12 protein-coding genes are annotated in these 15750 nt (G+C 57.7%); 4 read left to right on the top strand and 8 right to left on the bottom strand.

All coding sequences use genetic code 11. The features are described from left to right. Window positions 1-10 precede the first annotated feature (10 nt). The 4 genes from BBKW_RS03700 (at window position 11) to pgl (ending at window position 4684) form a co-directional block, all read left to right on the top strand. Complete coding sequence (locus BBKW_RS03700) at window positions 11-1198, top strand: MalY/PatB family protein (RefSeq protein WP_033501703.1); 1188 nt, start codon at window positions 11-13, stop codon at window positions 1196-1198. A 126-nt stretch (window positions 1199-1324) separates the two neighbouring features. Next, a complete protein-coding gene (gene zwf / locus BBKW_RS03695) occupies window positions 1325-2896 on the top strand; it encodes a glucose-6-phosphate dehydrogenase (protein ID WP_414635058.1) in 1572 nt (523 codons plus the stop codon). Continuing rightward, the gene (locus BBKW_RS03690; RefSeq protein WP_033501748.1) at window positions 2893-3849 is read left to right on the top strand and encodes a glucose-6-phosphate dehydrogenase assembly protein OpcA; all 957 of its coding nucleotides are present in this window, start codon (window positions 2893-2895) and stop codon (window positions 3847-3849) included. Before zwf ends, BBKW_RS03690 begins: the two co-directional genes overlap by 4 nt. 43 nt (window positions 3850-3892) lie before the next feature. Then, window positions 3893-4684, top strand: coding sequence for a 6-phosphogluconolactonase (pgl, locus tag BBKW_RS03685; protein ID WP_033501747.1), 792 nt, complete (start codon window positions 3893-3895; stop codon window positions 4682-4684). A 169-nt stretch (window positions 4685-4853) separates the two neighbouring features. On the opposite strand, the gene BBKW_RS03680 is transcribed toward pgl, so the two are convergent. The 8 genes from BBKW_RS03680 to BBKW_RS03645 form a co-directional block, all read right to left on the bottom strand. Continuing rightward, window positions 4854-7223, bottom strand: a complete 2370-nt coding sequence (locus BBKW_RS03680; RefSeq protein WP_033501701.1) for an alpha-L-arabinofuranosidase C-terminal domain-containing protein — start codon at window positions 7221-7223, stop codon at window positions 4854-4856. Window positions 7224-7281: 58 nt separating this feature from the next. Beyond that, a complete protein-coding gene (locus BBKW_RS03675; RefSeq protein WP_033501700.1) occupies window positions 7282-7752 on the bottom strand; it encodes a hypothetical protein in 471 nt (156 codons plus the stop codon). A gap of 118 nt (window positions 7753-7870) precedes the next feature. Next, window positions 7871-8764, bottom strand: a complete 894-nt coding sequence (locus BBKW_RS03670; RefSeq protein WP_033501699.1) for a carbohydrate ABC transporter permease — start codon at window positions 8762-8764, stop codon at window positions 7871-7873. 2 nt (window positions 8765-8766) lie between these two features. Then, window positions 8767-9681: a carbohydrate ABC transporter permease gene (locus BBKW_RS03665; protein ID WP_229027182.1), complete on the bottom strand. Its 915-nt coding sequence runs from the start codon at window positions 9679-9681 to the stop codon at window positions 8767-8769. Further along, on the bottom strand, window positions 9681-10952 hold the full coding sequence (locus tag BBKW_RS03660) for an ABC transporter substrate-binding protein (protein ID WP_033501698.1): 1272 nt from the start codon (window positions 10950-10952) through the stop codon (window positions 9681-9683). Before BBKW_RS03660 ends, BBKW_RS03665 begins: the two co-directional genes overlap by 1 nt. A gap of 220 nt (window positions 10953-11172) precedes the next feature. Further along, entirely contained in the window at window positions 11173-12189 is a 1017-nt protein-coding gene (locus BBKW_RS03655) for a glycoside hydrolase family 43 protein (protein ID WP_033501697.1), read from the bottom strand. A 214-nt stretch (window positions 12190-12403) separates the two neighbouring features. Beyond that, on the bottom strand, window positions 12404-13477 hold the full coding sequence (locus BBKW_RS03650) for a LacI family DNA-binding transcriptional regulator (RefSeq protein ID WP_033501696.1): 1074 nt from the start codon (window positions 13475-13477) through the stop codon (window positions 12404-12406). A 56-nt stretch (window positions 13478-13533) separates the two neighbouring features. Then, the gene (locus BBKW_RS03645; protein WP_033501695.1) at window positions 13534-15645 is read right to left on the bottom strand and encodes a family 43 glycosylhydrolase; all 2112 of its coding nucleotides are present in this window, start codon (window positions 15643-15645) and stop codon (window positions 13534-13536) included. Window positions 15646-15750 lie beyond the last annotated feature (105 nt).

Genomic DNA, 15750 nt, shown 5'->3' with positions numbered 1-15750 from the left:
GTTTGATGGCATGACTTACGATTTCGATACTCCCGTAGATCGCTCCGGAACATACTCGCTCAAATGGGAAGAGGCAGGAGACGCGCTGCCCATGTGGGTGGCGGATATGGAATTTCAAACCGCTCCACAGATTCGAGCCGCACTGCAACAGCGTCTTGACCACGGTATTTTCGGATATTCCATCGTCCCTCCTGAATGGAATCAGACATACGTTGACTGGTGGCGCCGTAGACATAATCTTGATATCGACCCGGAATCGCTCGTATTCTGCACCGGCGTGGTGCCGGCAATCTCCAGCATGGTACGAAAACTCACCACTGCCAACGAGAATGTACTTATCCAAACTCCGGTGTACAACATTTTCTTCAATTCAATCATCAACAATGGATGCCGGGTGCTTGAATCACCGTTGGCATACGACGGTTCCGGACATTACTCCATCAACTGGGCCGATCTGGAATCCAAGTTGGCCGATCCGCAGACCACGCTGATGATTCTATGCAATCCGCACAATCCCGTAGGCCGAATCTGGGATCGCGACACCCTCGCGCGCATAGGCGAGCTCTGCTGGAACAATCATGTGACCGTAATCAGCGACGAAATTCACTGCGATCTGACCGATCCGGGATATGATTACGTGCCCTTCGCTTCGGTGAATGAGCAGTGCGCAATGAACTCCGTGACCTGCATGGCGCCGACCAAAACGTTCAATATCGCGGGACTCAACACGGCTGCCGTAATGATTCCGAATCCCGTGCTGAGGCATAAAGTATGGCGTGCGCTCAACACGGACGAAGTGGCCGAGCCGAACGCTTTCGCCATGACCGCCACACTCGCCGCGTTCAACGAGAGCGAGCCATGGCTTGAGGAATTGCGCGCATATTTGGCCGACAACAAAGCCGAAGCACGAGCCATACTCGACGACTACAACGCTTCCGCCGTACCGGAACGACGTATCACCCTGATCGAAGGCCATGCCACCTACCTGCTGTGGGTCGATTGTTCGAAACTGACACACGATACCACCCTGTTATGCGAACATCTCAAACGTAATCATCGGGTAATGTTCTCTGAAGGTGCCGAATATGGCGGAAATGGGCATGATTTCATTCGTATCAACGTGGCTTGCCCGCGAAGCGTCATGCAAGAAGGTTTCAACCGCCTGCTCGCCGGATTACGTGATTTTCCGGTGAATTAATATAAGACCATCGGCTGTGATATTGCTCACAGCTGCTAGGAAACGGCTGGTTTTGTGGGTTTTCACAAAATATGGAAAGGACGTTTTTCGGATGGCCACTGCCGTCCGTGACCTGTTGACGATACTATGAGGCATATGACTGAAACTGTTTCATCCGTACTTGGCGCGCCTGAAGAGTGGACGAATCCGCTGCGCGATCCGCGCGATCTTCGACTTCCACGTATTGCAGGTCCGTGCAGTATTGTGATTTTCGGCGTGACCGGCGATCTGTCACGCAAGAAGCTACTTCCTGCCATTTACGATCTGGCTAATCGTGGTCTATTACCGCCAAGCTTCGGTCTGACGGGGTTCGCCCGTCGTGATTGGACCGAAGAGCACTTCAAGGATTTCGTGAAGGAGAACGTGCAGGCACACTGCCGCACGCCATTCAAAGAGGCGACATGGAAGCAGCTCGCCGACGGCATTCGTTTCGTGCAAGGCACGTTCGACGATCCGAAGGCGTTCGAACGACTGTCGAACACTGTCGCCGAGCTTGACCGCGATCGAGGCACGCGAGGCAACCATGCGTTCTACATGTCGGTGCCGCCGCGCGCGTTCCCGCAGGTTTCCCGACAGTTGGCCGATTGCGGTTTGGCGAAATCGTCTGAAGGTGCTTGGCGTCGTGTGATCATCGAGAAGCCGTTTGGCCACGATCTGGCCAGCGCCAAGGAGCTGGATCGTGTGGTTTCCGAGGTGTTCGACCCATCGAGCGTGTTCCGTATCGACCATTATCTCGGTAAGGAGACCGTGCAGAATATTCTGGCGCTTCGTTTCGCGAACGCGATGTATGAGCCGATCTGGAACAATAATTACGTCGACCACGTGCAGATCACGCATGCCGAAGATATCGGCGTGGCGGGTCGTGCCGGCTATTACGACGGTATCGGCGCGGCGCGTGACATCATCCAGAACCATTTGCTACAGCTTATGGCGTTGACGGCGATGGAGGAGCCTGTTTCGTTCTCCGCTTCCGATCTGACGGCGGAGAAGACGAAGGTGCTGTCCGCCGTGCGCTTGCCGAAGGATCTGGCGGCGCATACGGCGCGTGGCCAGTATGCGGCCGGTTGGCAAGGTTCACATGAGGTCGTGGGGTATTTGGACGAGAAGGGCATCGATCCGGAGTCAACGACCGAGACGTATGCGGCGATCCGTTTGGATGTCGATACGCGCCGCTGGGCCGGCGTGCCGTTCTATCTGCGTACGGGCAAGCGTTTGGGCAAGCGTGTCACGGAGATTGCCGTGGTGTTCAAGCGCGCCCCGCATCTGCCGTTCGAGTCGACCGCGACGAAGGAGCTCGGCAAGAACGCGATCGTGATCCGCGTGCAGCCTGATGAGGGTGTGACCATGCGGTTCGGCGCGAAAGTGCCGGGTGGTACGTCGATGGAGGTGCGTGACGTGTCGATGGACTTCGGTTACGGCCGTTCGTTCACCGAATCGTCTCCGGAAGCCTATGAACGTCTGATTCTTGACGTATTGCTGGGCGATCCTCCGCTGTTCCCAACCACGCGCGAAGTGGAATTGAGCTGGCAGATCCTCGACCCGATCGAGGAATTCTGGTCCACGCTCGGCCAGCCGCAGCCGTATCGTTCCGGAACGTGGGGCCCTCAGGAAGCCGTTGAAATGCTCGCTCGTGATGGACATCGTTGGAGGATGCCGTGATCATTACCATGAAGAACACCGAAACCCGTGAGATTTCGGCGAAAATCGACGAATTGCACGAGGAGCGTGGCGAAGCGGCTTTGGGTCGCGTGCTCACGCTGCTGATCTCCACGAATGAAGCATCGTTGGAACATGATTTGGAAGTCGCGAACAACGCCAGCCGTGAGCATCCCTGCCGTGTGATCGCCATTGCACCGAACTCGCGCAAGGCTGACATGAGTGCGGAAGATGGTAAGAAGCGCACCTTCCTCGATGCTGAAGTGAGATTCGGATCCGATGCCGGCGCGGGCGAAATCATCGTGTTGCGTCCGATTGGCGGCCTGGTTCACCACCCTGACACGTTGGTGATTCCGCTATTGGTGCCGGACGCTCCGGTGGTGGCTTGGTGGCCGAACGAAGCTCCGGCGAACCTGTCGAACGATTTGCTGGGCTCCATGGCACGCAGCCGTATCACCGATGCCATGCATTCGTCGAATCCGATGCGCACTATGGATGATTTGCGTCGCAACTGGTCTTCGAAGAATGTGGACATGTCGTGGACTCGCCTGACGGTTTGGCGCGCGATGCTCGCTTCGATGCTTGACCAGCCGCCGCATCTTCCAGTAAGCGGCGTGCGTGTGACCGGACCAAAGGACTTCCTGCCGTTGAATCTGCTGGCCGCATGGCTTCGTCTTTGTCTGAACGTGCCTGTTGTGGTGGAAGACGATCCGAATGCAACCGCCGTGACCGGCGTGTATCTGACTCGTTCCGATGGCGTGCTGAGTTTGGAACGCCCATCCACCGACGATGGCATCGCCGTATTGAACGTTCCAGGGCAGTCCCCGCAAACCATGAGCGTTCCCGCACGAACCATCGAGGAATGCCTGAGCGAGGAATTGGGTCGACTCTATCCGGACGAGATCTATGCGGAAGTTGTGACCCAAGGCTGGGATCTTATCAATTCGAAGCACTGAATCGATGCTCCGAAACAATAAAGGAACAATGCAGGAAAAGCATATGGCAGAACGCACCACCGTTGTATATCCCAATCCTCAGATTCTGGCTGAAGCCGTGGCCGCGCGTACGCTGCTGACCATCACCGATCTTCTGTCGGAACCGAATCGTACTCGCGTTGACATTGCCGTGACCGGTGGAACCGATGGCAACCGAGTGTTCGACGCCATGAACGCGAGCCCATTGAACGATGCCGTGGACTGGAGCCGCGTGCACGTATGGTGGGGCGACGAACGATTCGTGGCAGCCGACAGCGACGACCGCAACGCCAAGCAGGCGCGTGAGGCATGGTATGGCAAACTGGTTGCTGACGGCCGTATGCCGGCAGGCAACATTCATGCGATGCCGTCCGATGAGCGTAACTTGGAAAGCGTCGCGGCAGTCTCGCCCGAACAGACCGATGCGGTACTGGCTGAAGCCGCCGCGCAATACCAGCGTGAACTCATTGAACAGTTGGGTGAGAATCCAGCTTTGGACATCGCCATGTTCGGTATGGGACCGGACGCGCATTTCGCATCCCTGTTCCCCGACCACGGCGAGTCGGAGATCGACGATCCGCATGTGCTTGTTGCCGGTGTGCGCGATTCACCGAAGCCGCCGCCACTGCGCCTGACGCTGACCGTGCCTATGATCGCACGATCGAAGCACACGTGGGTGTTCACATCCGAAGCACGCAAGGCGGACGCGGTTGCTGCAGCATTCGCGCAACGCAACAATCCACATGCGCCAAGCTCCTACGCCGATGGTGAGGAACTGCTGTGGCTCATCGACGAGGGTGCCGCCTCCGAACTGTGATTTTCTAAACAGTTTCCAGCGGCGGAAATCGACTCTGATGGGAAAGCCCCGCAATGCACCATGCATTGCGGGGCTTTCCCATCAGAACGTCACACAGACGGATGATTGTTTCCGTTGCATCCTCTGGCTTACATCAGGCGGATTTGGTTCCGCAAACTGCCATATCCGCCTAGTCGCCGATGACGATGGTGGAGAACGACCAGGCCGGCGCAGCATAGACTCCACCGGTTAGATCCATCACGGTTTTGACTGGGCTGGTAGGCGATTCCTCGCCGGCTCGGCCGGCATACGGGTCTTCGCCCGTCAGAATGGTGACTGTCGCACCCGCCGCGGACTCCGAGGAGACGTCCAATGCGGCAAGAATCCGGCTGATATCCACTTCGGCCGGTTCAGCCATGGCATTGACCACACGCACATAGGTCTCCCCTCGTTCGCCGCTACGCGATACGGTGATGGTGCGTCTTGGCTCGTCTTTAGTCTCCGTTCCTTCGGTGACAAGCGTTCCATCGATGTACAGCTTCATGGACTGTCCACGATCCGCTATCTCGACGCGCATACGCCATGTAGTGCCCGGCTGCACGTCGTTCATGGACCATTCGGTGCCGCCGAGCGCGTAAGCGGTGCCATCACGTACCACTTTCACTTCATGGCCGCGCCCCAGGGAAGTGACATTATGGTTCTTCCCGTCGATATCCCCGCTGACGAACTGTATGCCCCACTTACCTTCGTAATACACCACCGTCGCATCGATGCAGTATGAATCGGCATGCAGATCGACGGGCAAGTCCATGGCGCTGCCCCGGTACTGCACATCGCCGAGTTCGACCCGCGCCCCAGACGCGGTGGTGACGACGAGATCATTCAAATCGGCTCTTGCACCGCCCTCGACGCGTAGCCTGATGCCATCCGGCAGGTTGCGGCGGAACGTGGTCGCCCCTTCCACACCGACTGGCCACGCGGTGTCTGCGGTGGTGGCGGCGTACATCTGCTGCACCCAGTAACTATACGGCAGATAGGTGCGTTCGTTGTCGAAGTAGATGAGATCCGGATCCCAGCTGTGATGACCGTTTTTTGCGAACAACGGGGCATAGGAGGCCATGGCCACCACGTCGCCGTTGAGTTCCATACGGCCCATGAAGGCCGCTTCGGACAGGCCGTTGATGAGCTGCGTATCCCAAGAGCCGTATTCGCCGAGATAGACCTTCGGCCCCTTTCTCTCGATATGGTCGTAGTGGTCGAGATTGTGGAACCACCAGCTGGACGACTGGTAGGAATGCTCGTCCACAATCGGGATGTCGGCTTCACGCGCATACCGCCAGCCCGCTTCATAATCCGGGCCGCTGGGCGCCGTGCCGACGGTGCCGACGACGACGATGTCGGGATAGGCGGCTTTGACCGCATCGAAGATCTGCTGGAAACGGTTCTTGAACACATCATCGATGAGGTCCTCATTGCCGATGCCCAGGTATTCGAGTGCGAATGGTTCCGGATGACCCATGGCGGATCGTTTGGCACCCCATTCGGTGGTTTCGGCGTCTCCGTTGCAGAATTCGATGAGATGCAGTACCTCATCGATGTAGGCGGGCATATCCTCCTGGGCGACTGGCACCGGCCCCTGGCTGGTGTTCTGGCAGCTTACCGCGGCGGGCAGCACCGGCAACGGCTTGGCACCAATGGTCTCGCACAGGCACAGGTATTCGTAGTAGCCGATGCGGAACGACTGATGGTAGCCCCACAAGTTGAAGTTGTGCGGCCGATGCTCCACCGGCCCGATGGTGCGATCCCAGTGGTACATGTTATCCATGCCGAGACCGTGGGTGATGCAGCCGCCCGGGAAGCGCATGAACCTCGGGTGCAGATCGGCAAGGGCCTTCACCAGGTCAGGACGGAAGTGCTTGAGCCCCCGGTACGTGGTGCGCGGCTCAAGGGTGACGAAATCGAGATCCACAACGCCTTCGGCCCCGAAGCTCAGTCGCAGAGCACCCTGTCTGGCTACCACCGAACCGGGTTCCGCCCCCGTGCCGTCGCTGTTCGCCGGCACGGTCAGCGACGCTTCGCATTTCGTCCATGCCGCATGTTCAATGTCGATGGTGGTTTCGGCGATGCTGTCGCCGTCATCGTTGCGCAGCGATACGGTCAACGGCACCGCCACACCGGACTGCAGGCGCAGCCAGGCGGAGAAATCATAGGTCTCCCCCGCTCGGAACACCATGCCGTCCCAGCCGGTGTTGTCCAATGCAGCCGGGGCGTGTTCGATCTCGATGCTCGCATAATGCGGGTTTTCGATCGCCACCGGATCGCCGTTACGCACGCAGAAAGCCGCAAACGATCCCTCCGGCACGATCTTGCGCCAGAAGCTGTAGTTGCTCCAATCCACATTGTCAGCACGGCTGTATTCGAAGGCTCCATTCTGCACGAGATCGGCGTTGAGACCGCCGTCGCCGGAATAGCTGATGTCTTCGAAGAAGATGCCCCACAGGTCGGTGCTGATGTTACGTACGCCCGCCTTATCGAGCGTTGCAGTGAGTTTGTCGGTCATGTACTGTCCTTTGCATTTCCGTATGTCGTTTTGAATACTGTGAATAACCGTCGTGGCACTATCTGCAGACCCGAATCGCTTTACGAATCGCATCCTGCTGCGCGGCAACGGCCTTGTTGCGGGCAAGATAGATCGCCAGAGTGACGGAATACAATGCGAGTCCGATCAGATCCATGGTTCCGAGGGAGAAGACCATGACAATCACCAGCCAGATGATCACCCACCGATTAACGGTTCCCGGAGCGAGGCAACGCATGGCCGTGATGAAACTGACGATGCCGACGATCAGCACCAGCAGAGCGTAGATGTTTGTCACCGTCGAGGCGTTGTCCACCGCGGAATAGTCCGTCTGCAGCATGCCGTTGCGTTCCAGCACATCGTATGCCCGCCCCTTGAACCAGCTGCCGAACATGAACAGCGTGACAGACGCCATGATCACGTTATAGGAGGCGGCAACGATCATCAGCACCCGTTCGGCCTTACGTGCCAACGGTACCGGCAGGCAAGCGCCATTGCTTTGCGAATTCATAGTGTTCCTTTCCGTTTGCCGACTTGGCGATACTATCATTTCAACGATGGAAAAGGGAAGGATTGGGACTGCTCGTTTCCGATAGCAGACCCAATCCTTGTGCCATATCCGAAGCGGCTCAGCCCTTCAGACCGGAAGTGATGTTCAGCGACTGCAGGAAGTACCGCTGCGCGAACAGGAACAGCAGGAGCGTCGGGATTATGGCCATGCAGGTGGCCGCCATCAGGGAGCCCATCTGGTTGTACTGGCCCATCTGGTTGCTCAGCAGCTGCAGACCTGCCGTGACCGGCATCTTGTTGATGTCGTTGAACACCAAGGTAGGCCACAGGAAGTCGTTCCAGGCGCCGGTGAAGCTGAACAAGAAGATGACGATCAGGATCGGGCGGATGGCCGGCAGCATGATGCGGGTGAAGATCTGGAAGTCGGAGGCGCCGTCGATCTCGGCCGCCTCATCCAGTTCCTTCGGGATGCCCTTCATGAAGTTGCGCACCAAGAAGATGTTCGCCACGTTGCCCAGACCCGGCACGATGCAGGCCCAGTAGGTGTTGACCCAGCCCAGGGAGGCGATGATGCGGTACTGCGGGATCATGTTGACCACGGCGGGGAACATCGAGATGAGCAGCAGGACGAAGAAAATCGTGTCACGGTATTTGAAGTTCAGTCGCGAGTAGCCGAAACCGGCGAGAGCGACGATGCACACGGACAGCACCGCGAACACGGTCGAGATGACCAGCGAGTTGCCGAGCCAGTTCAGGACCGGGTAACTGGCGGACGCCTCGATCAGCGTCACGTAGTTGTCGAGCACCCACTTCGCCGGCAAGAAGTTGAACGCGTTGGAGGTGAATTCGGCGACCGACTTGAACGATGTCGTCACGGTGTAGATCACCGGCAGGAGCCATACGACCGCCAGCACGATGAGCAGCACATAGACCGCGATCAGCGAAGGGCTTACTTTCTTCGTTTTGTTTTCTGGAATTACCGGACGCGAGGCTTGCATTGTTGCAGCGGACATCGTCAGTCCTCCTTGTTCATGAAGATGAGCTGGATTGCGGCAATGGCCATCAGGATGATGCCCAGCAGCAATGCCATTGCGGAAGCCATGCCTGCGGCTGCAGGACCGGCGGGGAATGCGAGGTTTCGAATATCCATCAGCAGCACCTGCGTCTGGTAGTTCGGCCCGCCGTTGGTCAGCATGACCGGCTGGCCCCACACGTTGAACGCACCGGTGGTGGTCATGATGGTGGTGTAGAACAGCGGCAGCTTGATCTCCGGCAGAGTGATGGAGAAGAAGATCCTGATAGGACCCGCGCCATCCACCTTTGCCGCCTCGTACAGGCTTTCGTCCACACCGGACAGCGCGGAACGGTAGATGACGAGATTGCCGCCGATGCCAGCCCACAGCACAAGCACGAAGATGGTGATCCATGCGTATGGGTTCTTGCCCAGCCAGTTGATGTCGGTGTGGAAGGTGGTGTTCAGCAGACCGAACTGGGAGTTGAAGACCATGCGCCAGACCAGTGCGCCGGCGGCGATGGAAATCAGACCGGGGATGTAGAAGATTGCTTGGAACAGCCCGGCGCCCTTGAGTCCCTTTTTGCCGAGCGCCACGGCAAGCAGTAGCGGCACGATGATGGTCAGCGGCACGCTGATCAGCACGAAGATCAGGGTATGCCAGAGGTCACGCCAGAAGATCGAGTAGAAGTAGGTGCTGGGATCGAAGATCTTCGCGAAGTTCTGCAGTCCGACGAATTGCGGAGAGCCGACCATGTTCCAACGGGTGAACGCCAGCCCGATGCCGAAGATAATCGGGATGATGCCGAACACCGCGAAGATGATGAAGTGCGGTGCGATGTACGGCAGAGCATGCCAGATGGAGTTTTTGCGCTTCATGGATGATGCTGCGGATCCGATCGTAGATGTTTTGCTCATCACGATTCCTCCTGAATCTCGATTTGGCCTTGGGCCATGAGGTCGAGGGTCTTCAGACCTTCCTCAAGACCGACATTGCCGTAGACGATGTCGTTGTATGTGCCCCAACCGGCAGTCGCATAGCCGCCATACAGATAGTTGGAGGTCTTGATGGCGTCACGTTCCTTTTTGCCGTTGGTAAAGGATGCCTGGATGAGCTTCTGGTACTCCGGATTGTTCAGATCGCGGTAGGCCGGGGAGATGGAGCCGACTTCCGCCCAATCCATCCAGTGCTCGTACACATAGTTGACGAAGTCAGCCGCCGCCGCGGATTTCGCCGCAGAACGATGCGGGTCCTTGAGCTGCATCCAGTTGCACTGGTAGAAGAAGTTCACCGGGTTGTCGGCGTCGTATTGCAGCGTATTGGCCTCAGCGATCTTGTCGGCGCCCAACGTATCGGACATATTGCCCTGCGCCCAGGTGCCAAGCTGCGCGAACACGGCCTTGCCGGAACCGAACGCCTGCTCGCCGTCGACGTCCATCGGGGCCACTACCCCGGTGTCGTATGCGTCCTTGAGCTTCTGCATCGGCTTGCGCCACACATCTTTGGTAAGGTCGTCCATATCGTTCTCGAGCGTGCCGCCAGCACCGTACAGCAGCGACATGAACGCCCATGGAAGGTTGCCGTAGGTCAGCGCATACGTACCTTCAGGCAGTTTGCCCTTGAGGTCCTTGATCTCATCGATGGTCACGTATCCGTCATCCAAGATGTATTGCAGATTGTACTTTTTAACCAGGTCCTTGTTGTAATAGATGGCCATCTGGAACAAATACAGTGGAATGCCGTACGCCTTGCCATTGACGGTCACACCCTTCCATGTGGCGGGCAGGAAGCTGCTCTCCTTCAGTTCAGGCGCCACCTTCTGCCAATCATCCATGGTGTTGAGCAGCCCTTGGGACTGCAGCACGGCAGTTTGGAACTGGTCACCGATGATGATGTCGGGGATGTTCTTGCCGGTCTGCATCACGGAGTAGATCTTCGTGGTCAAATCATTGCCGTTCATAGGCTGGAATACGACTTTGTAATCGCTTTGCCTATTGTATTCCTTAACGATGCGCTGCATGGCCGGACCATCATCGCCGACCAGATTGTTCCAGAAATAAATGGTCTTGTCTTCGCTAGAGGCCGCACCGCAGCCTCCGGCCGCGACCACAAGACCCAACGACGCGCATACTGCAACTGCGGCTTTTGCGAAACGCCGCAGTCCCGCGAAACGTCTTAAGGGGGACATTGTTACCTTCCTTCATTTTTTCTCGACGATCCTTCGATGGATAGTCTCACGTTGCGTTTCCGATAGAGCGATTCCTTGGATTCGCTGGGCCTCGCCGCCCATTTACAACGTTGTAATTTCAATTATACCGCTTTTTTCATCGTTGTACAAATCTGCGACACGCTGAAAGAAGCGATTGCTCTGCCACATGCCATTCGATTATGGGAAGCGACGTTCCAGTTCAACGCGCCGTCGGCATTCCGGCAAGCGGTCCGCCATCAGCCGGTAAGACATCGGTTGTGGTCGGAGTCCATAGATCATCCGGTTCTGGCACACCGAAGTCGGGCCCGTCCGCAGTCCATCGAACCACGCCGACACGTGCGTGGCGGTTCGGATCGAACAATGGATCACCAACGATTTGCGTATAGTTGCGGCAATGGTAGATCATCAGATCCTCAGTGCCGTCCTCGGACTTGGTGAACGAATTATGCCCCGGACCATACTGTCCATTCTCGACACAGGTTCCGAACACCGGTACCGGGCTCTTGGTCCAGGATGCCTTGTCCAGCAGGTCGCTGCCGCGATCCGCGGTCAATAGACCCACGGCATACGGAATCCCAGTGCCGGAGGCGGAGTACGTGATGTAGATCTTGTTCCCATGGAGTAGGAAGGCCGGCCCCTCGTTGACCAGGAAATCGATGCATTCCCAATCGTATTCCGGCTTGGTGAGCATGACAGGCTCGCTGCCCAGCGTCCACGGATTGGCCATCCTTGCGATATACAGGTTGGAGTTGCCCTCGATGGCGGGGTCCTTCTGCGCCCATACCAGATATTGCACGCCATCGATCAGTTCAGTGGTGGCGTCGAGCGCGAAGGAATCAATCGGAGTGATGATCTGCCCCTTCTCCACCCAGTTGTCGGAGGTCGGGTCGTCATCGGTGTTCTCCAGCACGAATATGCGGTGCGTCGGCAGGCCGGACGCTTCGAAATCCGTCGCGGCGCCTGCGAAGTAGATGTACCACGCGTCGTTGATGCGATGCAGCTCGGGAGCCCAGATGTAGATGCTCGCCGGACCGGATTCGTGCTTACGCCACACCACCGTCTCGGGGGCCTTTTGCAGATCGTTGATGCTTGACGCATGGCGAATGGCGATGTAATTGTATTCCGGATCTGAAGCGGTGAAATAGTATTCGCCGTTTTCCTTGATTACCCAGGGGTCCGCGCGCTGAAGCACGATCGGATTATGGTAAACACCCATGTTCAGTCCTTTCCAATCCGATGTTCCAGTATTTACAACGTTGAATATATCATTCTTACAACGTTGCAACAACTCGGCGAGTCATTCTGCAGAATTCATATGGCAGAGCTGCGTATCCTCGCGCAGCGGCGTCATAGGCTCATACCGCTGCGCGAGGATACCAAAGTGGGAGATTCCGCCGGAAACCACCTTTACGTGGCGGCTGATGCCCCCTTCAGAAAATCAGGGAGTCGCCCAGTTGCCTAGTGGACTGCCGCACCACCAAAGACGAGGAGACCTTACGGAATATCTTTTCCCCTGGACGCCCGGCGTTCGGATCACGGCCATCGATGCGTTCCTTGAGCACTTTCACCGACAGACGGGCGACCGCTTCAAGCCCAGGCGCAATCGAAGTCAGCGAGGGAGAAAGAAACTGAGAATCATCGGAATTATCAAAACCGACCACGGAAACATCTTCGGGGATGCGCAGACCGCGCATCTGAATCGCATGCATCACACCAGAGGCAAGCATATCGTTCAACGCGACGACGCCGTCAACATCGACTCCGGAATCCAGCAGTGCGTTCATGGCCCTTACGCCGTCGCTGCGGTGCCACATAATCGACGCCGCCACCAATCTATCGTCGAAATCCACGCCGAACTCTTCCAGCGCTTCCAAATATCCCCGATAGCGCAAAGCCGCAGAACCGACCTTCTCCCCCGGATGCACGCCGACTACCGCCACATGCCGGCAGCCGGTCTTCAGCAGATACTGGGTGGCGCGCTTGGCCCCCTCCACGTTCTCCGTGGCGATGTGATCGACGGCATCGGTGAAGATGCGCTCACCGATCAGCACCAACGGATAGTCCACGTTCAGCTGGTCGACGTCATCCTGCCCAAGCTCCAGTGGTGAATAGATCAGCCCATCGAGCATCGTCTGTTGAGTGCCGTGCAACGCCTCGAGCTCGCCTTCGCGCGAATACTGCGTCGGCTCCACAATGACGCGCAGCCCCACCTTCTTAGCTTCCGCAATGATCAGCGACGACAGCTGCGCGAAATACGGCATCTGCAGATCGGGAATGGCCAGACCGATGATGCCGGTCTGGCCCTTTCGTAGGTTACGTGCCGACATATTCAGTGTATAGCCGAGTTCGGCGATCGCCTTGTTGACCTTGTCTCGCGTGGCTTGCGAAACGAATTCATAATCGTTGACCACATTCGAGACCGTTTTGACCGACATGCCGGCCGCCTTGGCAACGTCCCGCATAGTCACCACATGTTCGACGTTGCCGCCAGTCTGCTTTACCATACCTTTCTCCCTTCCCCACCACCCGCCTCTCGTACAGGCGCCTTTGGCGCCGAATGTCAGCAAGTGGTAATTTTCATCGTTATATCAGCATAACTCGGGTCAAGTTCCTCATCTGACTGCATATCCAAAATCGGCATGCCTTCCGCGGACCAATGCACGCGCCGCACCTGTGCGTCACGGCCGCCGTAGCACCCGTTGTCATACTCGGCGTTATGGAACACATAGATGAGATTGCCGTCCTCGTCGTGCGACCACATGCCATGACCGGTGCCAAGCTGCCAACGGCCGTTGTACACGCCGGATTTCTGCAGCGGATAATCGAGTTTCGTCCATACTGCAGGGTCGGTCAAATCGGCATTGGCTCCGGCTGGAGCCGCGACAAGGCCCGTTGTGTAGTCGATGCCGACCAGCGAACCGGAATAGATCAGGAAGATCCTACCCTCGTGGACGATGGCGTTCGGCCCCTCGGCGATCATGTTGTCCCACGCGAATTCCGGTACGACGATCTGCCTGGGCCTGCTGGTGAGCCGCGACGGGCAGGATGGGTCGAAGCCGGCGATCCAGATGCTGCCGACCTGCTGCCACGCGTAGTACCAGCGACCGGAGTCGGAGATAACGGTCATGTCGAGCGAAATGCGTTGGACGGGGTTAAGCGTACCGCCATCCGAATCGAGAATCGGCTCAGGAACCGTCCAGTTCTGCGGATCGCGCGGATCGAAGTCGGCGCCATCGGCATGCTGCTTGAGCTGCATGATATGACAGCTGCCGGTCCACATGTCGGGTTTGCCGGCGCGGTCGTTCGGCGTGCCATCAGGGTTGCGATCCGGCCCGTCGAAACAGGGCATGAACAGAATACTCAGTTTCCCGCCAATCACATGCAGCTCCGGCGCCCAGAAGCAGCCGGTCATGCGACGGCCTTCCGAATTGAGATCGCCGCACTTGAGCAGATCGATCTCCCGGGTTCGACCACCGGCCTCGTCGGACAGTGCCTCGATGGAATCCGCGATGCGCAACGGCATGTGAGTGCGGCCCTCATGCGGGTCCACACAATTGCCGTCGGTATCGTCGGTGGCGATGAACATGAACATCGGTTCGCCGTTGAAGTCCCATGCGAATACGGACGGGTCGGCACGCTCCGTGGCGAACGGCACGGGGTAGACCGTCTGACGGATTCTACCCTCGATAGTGCGGGTCTGACCGACTCCGAACGTTCCTTCGGCCGCCTCTTGCGCGACTGCTTCGATCTGCGCCTCATCCCAATCCACCGCACGTGCGGACTGCGAGCCATCGCTATAGGCCAGTTCCGCGCGGGTTTCGTTCAGCTTCAGAATCGCGTTCCTTGCGGCTTCCCCACGTTGCGTCGCATCAGCATATTGCGTCGGCACGCACGCACCGACGTTGCGAATGCGACCGAATCGCTCGTCAAGCCGTTTCGCCTCCACCGCGGTGATAGCGACGACATTGCCGGGAATGGCGTTCGGAATGCCGCAATCGTCCGCATATCGAGTTTCTTGCGACCGGACCGCCCGCGCAACGTCGAGAGGTTCGTTCGAGCCTGCCGCAGCCTCGATATCGTGCGTTTGCGCAACGTATGGTCTGCCGTCATCGCCGGTCCAGGAAACGACATAGCAAGCAGTTGCAGCATCGTATGCGACGGACGGGCGATTGACCCCGCCGCGAGTGCACAACGTCACCAGTCCGAGCTGATCGAATGCCGTCATATCATGGCTGACAGCCAGCAGGAAAGCCGATTTTTCGGAACCATCCGGTTCGCCGCCACGAGCGGTTCGGGTGGAGGCGATACCGAATCGTCCGTCCGCAAGACGGAACAGGAAAGGGTCTTTCAATGATTTCAACGTGATATCCACACCGGGCATCACCGCGCCATAGCCCACGGCTTCAGAAGCCGGCTGCGGCGCCTCGTATGGATCAGCAGCGTATTGCGCCGCGGCGGTACATGCGCGGCGGGATTCTTCGGGCACGGCGGCGATAGGTACGCCGGCAGCGAAAAAAATCCCGTAATTCTCATTAAGCGGCCGCCATCTGGCGCCATCATCATCCCCAAGGCGCAGCGCCAAGTGCATGCTGTAGGCGATATCCTCGTTGTTCGCCTCTTCACGGCCAGTGGCTTCACGCGTATAACACAACAGGGAATAGGTATTCGGCACGAGCTTCTCCCTTGACAGATAGTTGGTTTACATCGATGTACTATACCGTCTTTTACATCGTTGTACAACTCGTGTGCCAGTCCATTCCAGAGCCACACCAATTGC

Source organism: Bifidobacterium catenulatum subsp. kashiwanohense JCM 15439 = DSM 21854 (assembly GCF_001042615.1).
GTDB classification, from domain to species: domain Bacteria; phylum Actinomycetota; class Actinomycetes; order Actinomycetales; family Bifidobacteriaceae; genus Bifidobacterium; species Bifidobacterium catenulatum.
Note: the sequence above shows the minus strand (reverse complement) of the source record. Positions and strands in the feature narration are given on the sequence as shown.

Bases quoted from the DNA above. Each gene is read 5' to 3' on its own strand.
- BBKW_RS03670 (WP_033501699.1), bottom strand. From the start codon at position 8,764: ATGTCCGCTGCAACAATGCAAGCCTCGCGTCCGGTAATTCCAGAAAAC.
- pgl (WP_033501747.1), top strand. From the start codon at position 3,893: ATGGCAGAACGCACCACCGTTGTATATCCCAATCCTCAGATTCTGGCT.
- zwf (WP_414635058.1), top strand. From the start codon at position 1,325: ATGAGGCATATGACTGAAACTGTTTCATCCGTACTTGGCGCGCCTGAA.
- BBKW_RS03680 (WP_033501701.1), bottom strand. From the start codon at position 7,223: ATGACCGACAAACTCACTGCAACGCTCGATAAGGCGGGCGTACGTAAC.
- BBKW_RS03675 (WP_033501700.1), bottom strand. From the start codon at position 7,752: ATGAATTCGCAAAGCAATGGCGCTTGCCTGCCGGTACCGTTGGCACGT.
- BBKW_RS03650 (WP_033501696.1), bottom strand. From the start codon at position 13,477: ATGGTAAAGCAGACTGGCGGCAACGTCGAACATGTGGTGACTATGCGG.
- BBKW_RS03660 (WP_033501698.1), bottom strand. From the start codon at position 10,952: ATGTCCCCCTTAAGACGTTTCGCGGGACTGCGGCGTTTCGCAAAAGCC.
- BBKW_RS03655 (WP_033501697.1), bottom strand. From the start codon at position 12,189: ATGGGTGTTTACCATAATCCGATCGTGCTTCAGCGCGCGGACCCCTGG.
- BBKW_RS03700 (WP_033501703.1), top strand. From the start codon at position 11: ATGACTTACGATTTCGATACTCCCGTAGATCGCTCCGGAACATACTCG.
- BBKW_RS03665 (WP_229027182.1), bottom strand. From the start codon at position 9,681: ATGAGCAAAACATCTACGATCGGATCCGCAGCATCATCCATGAAGCGC.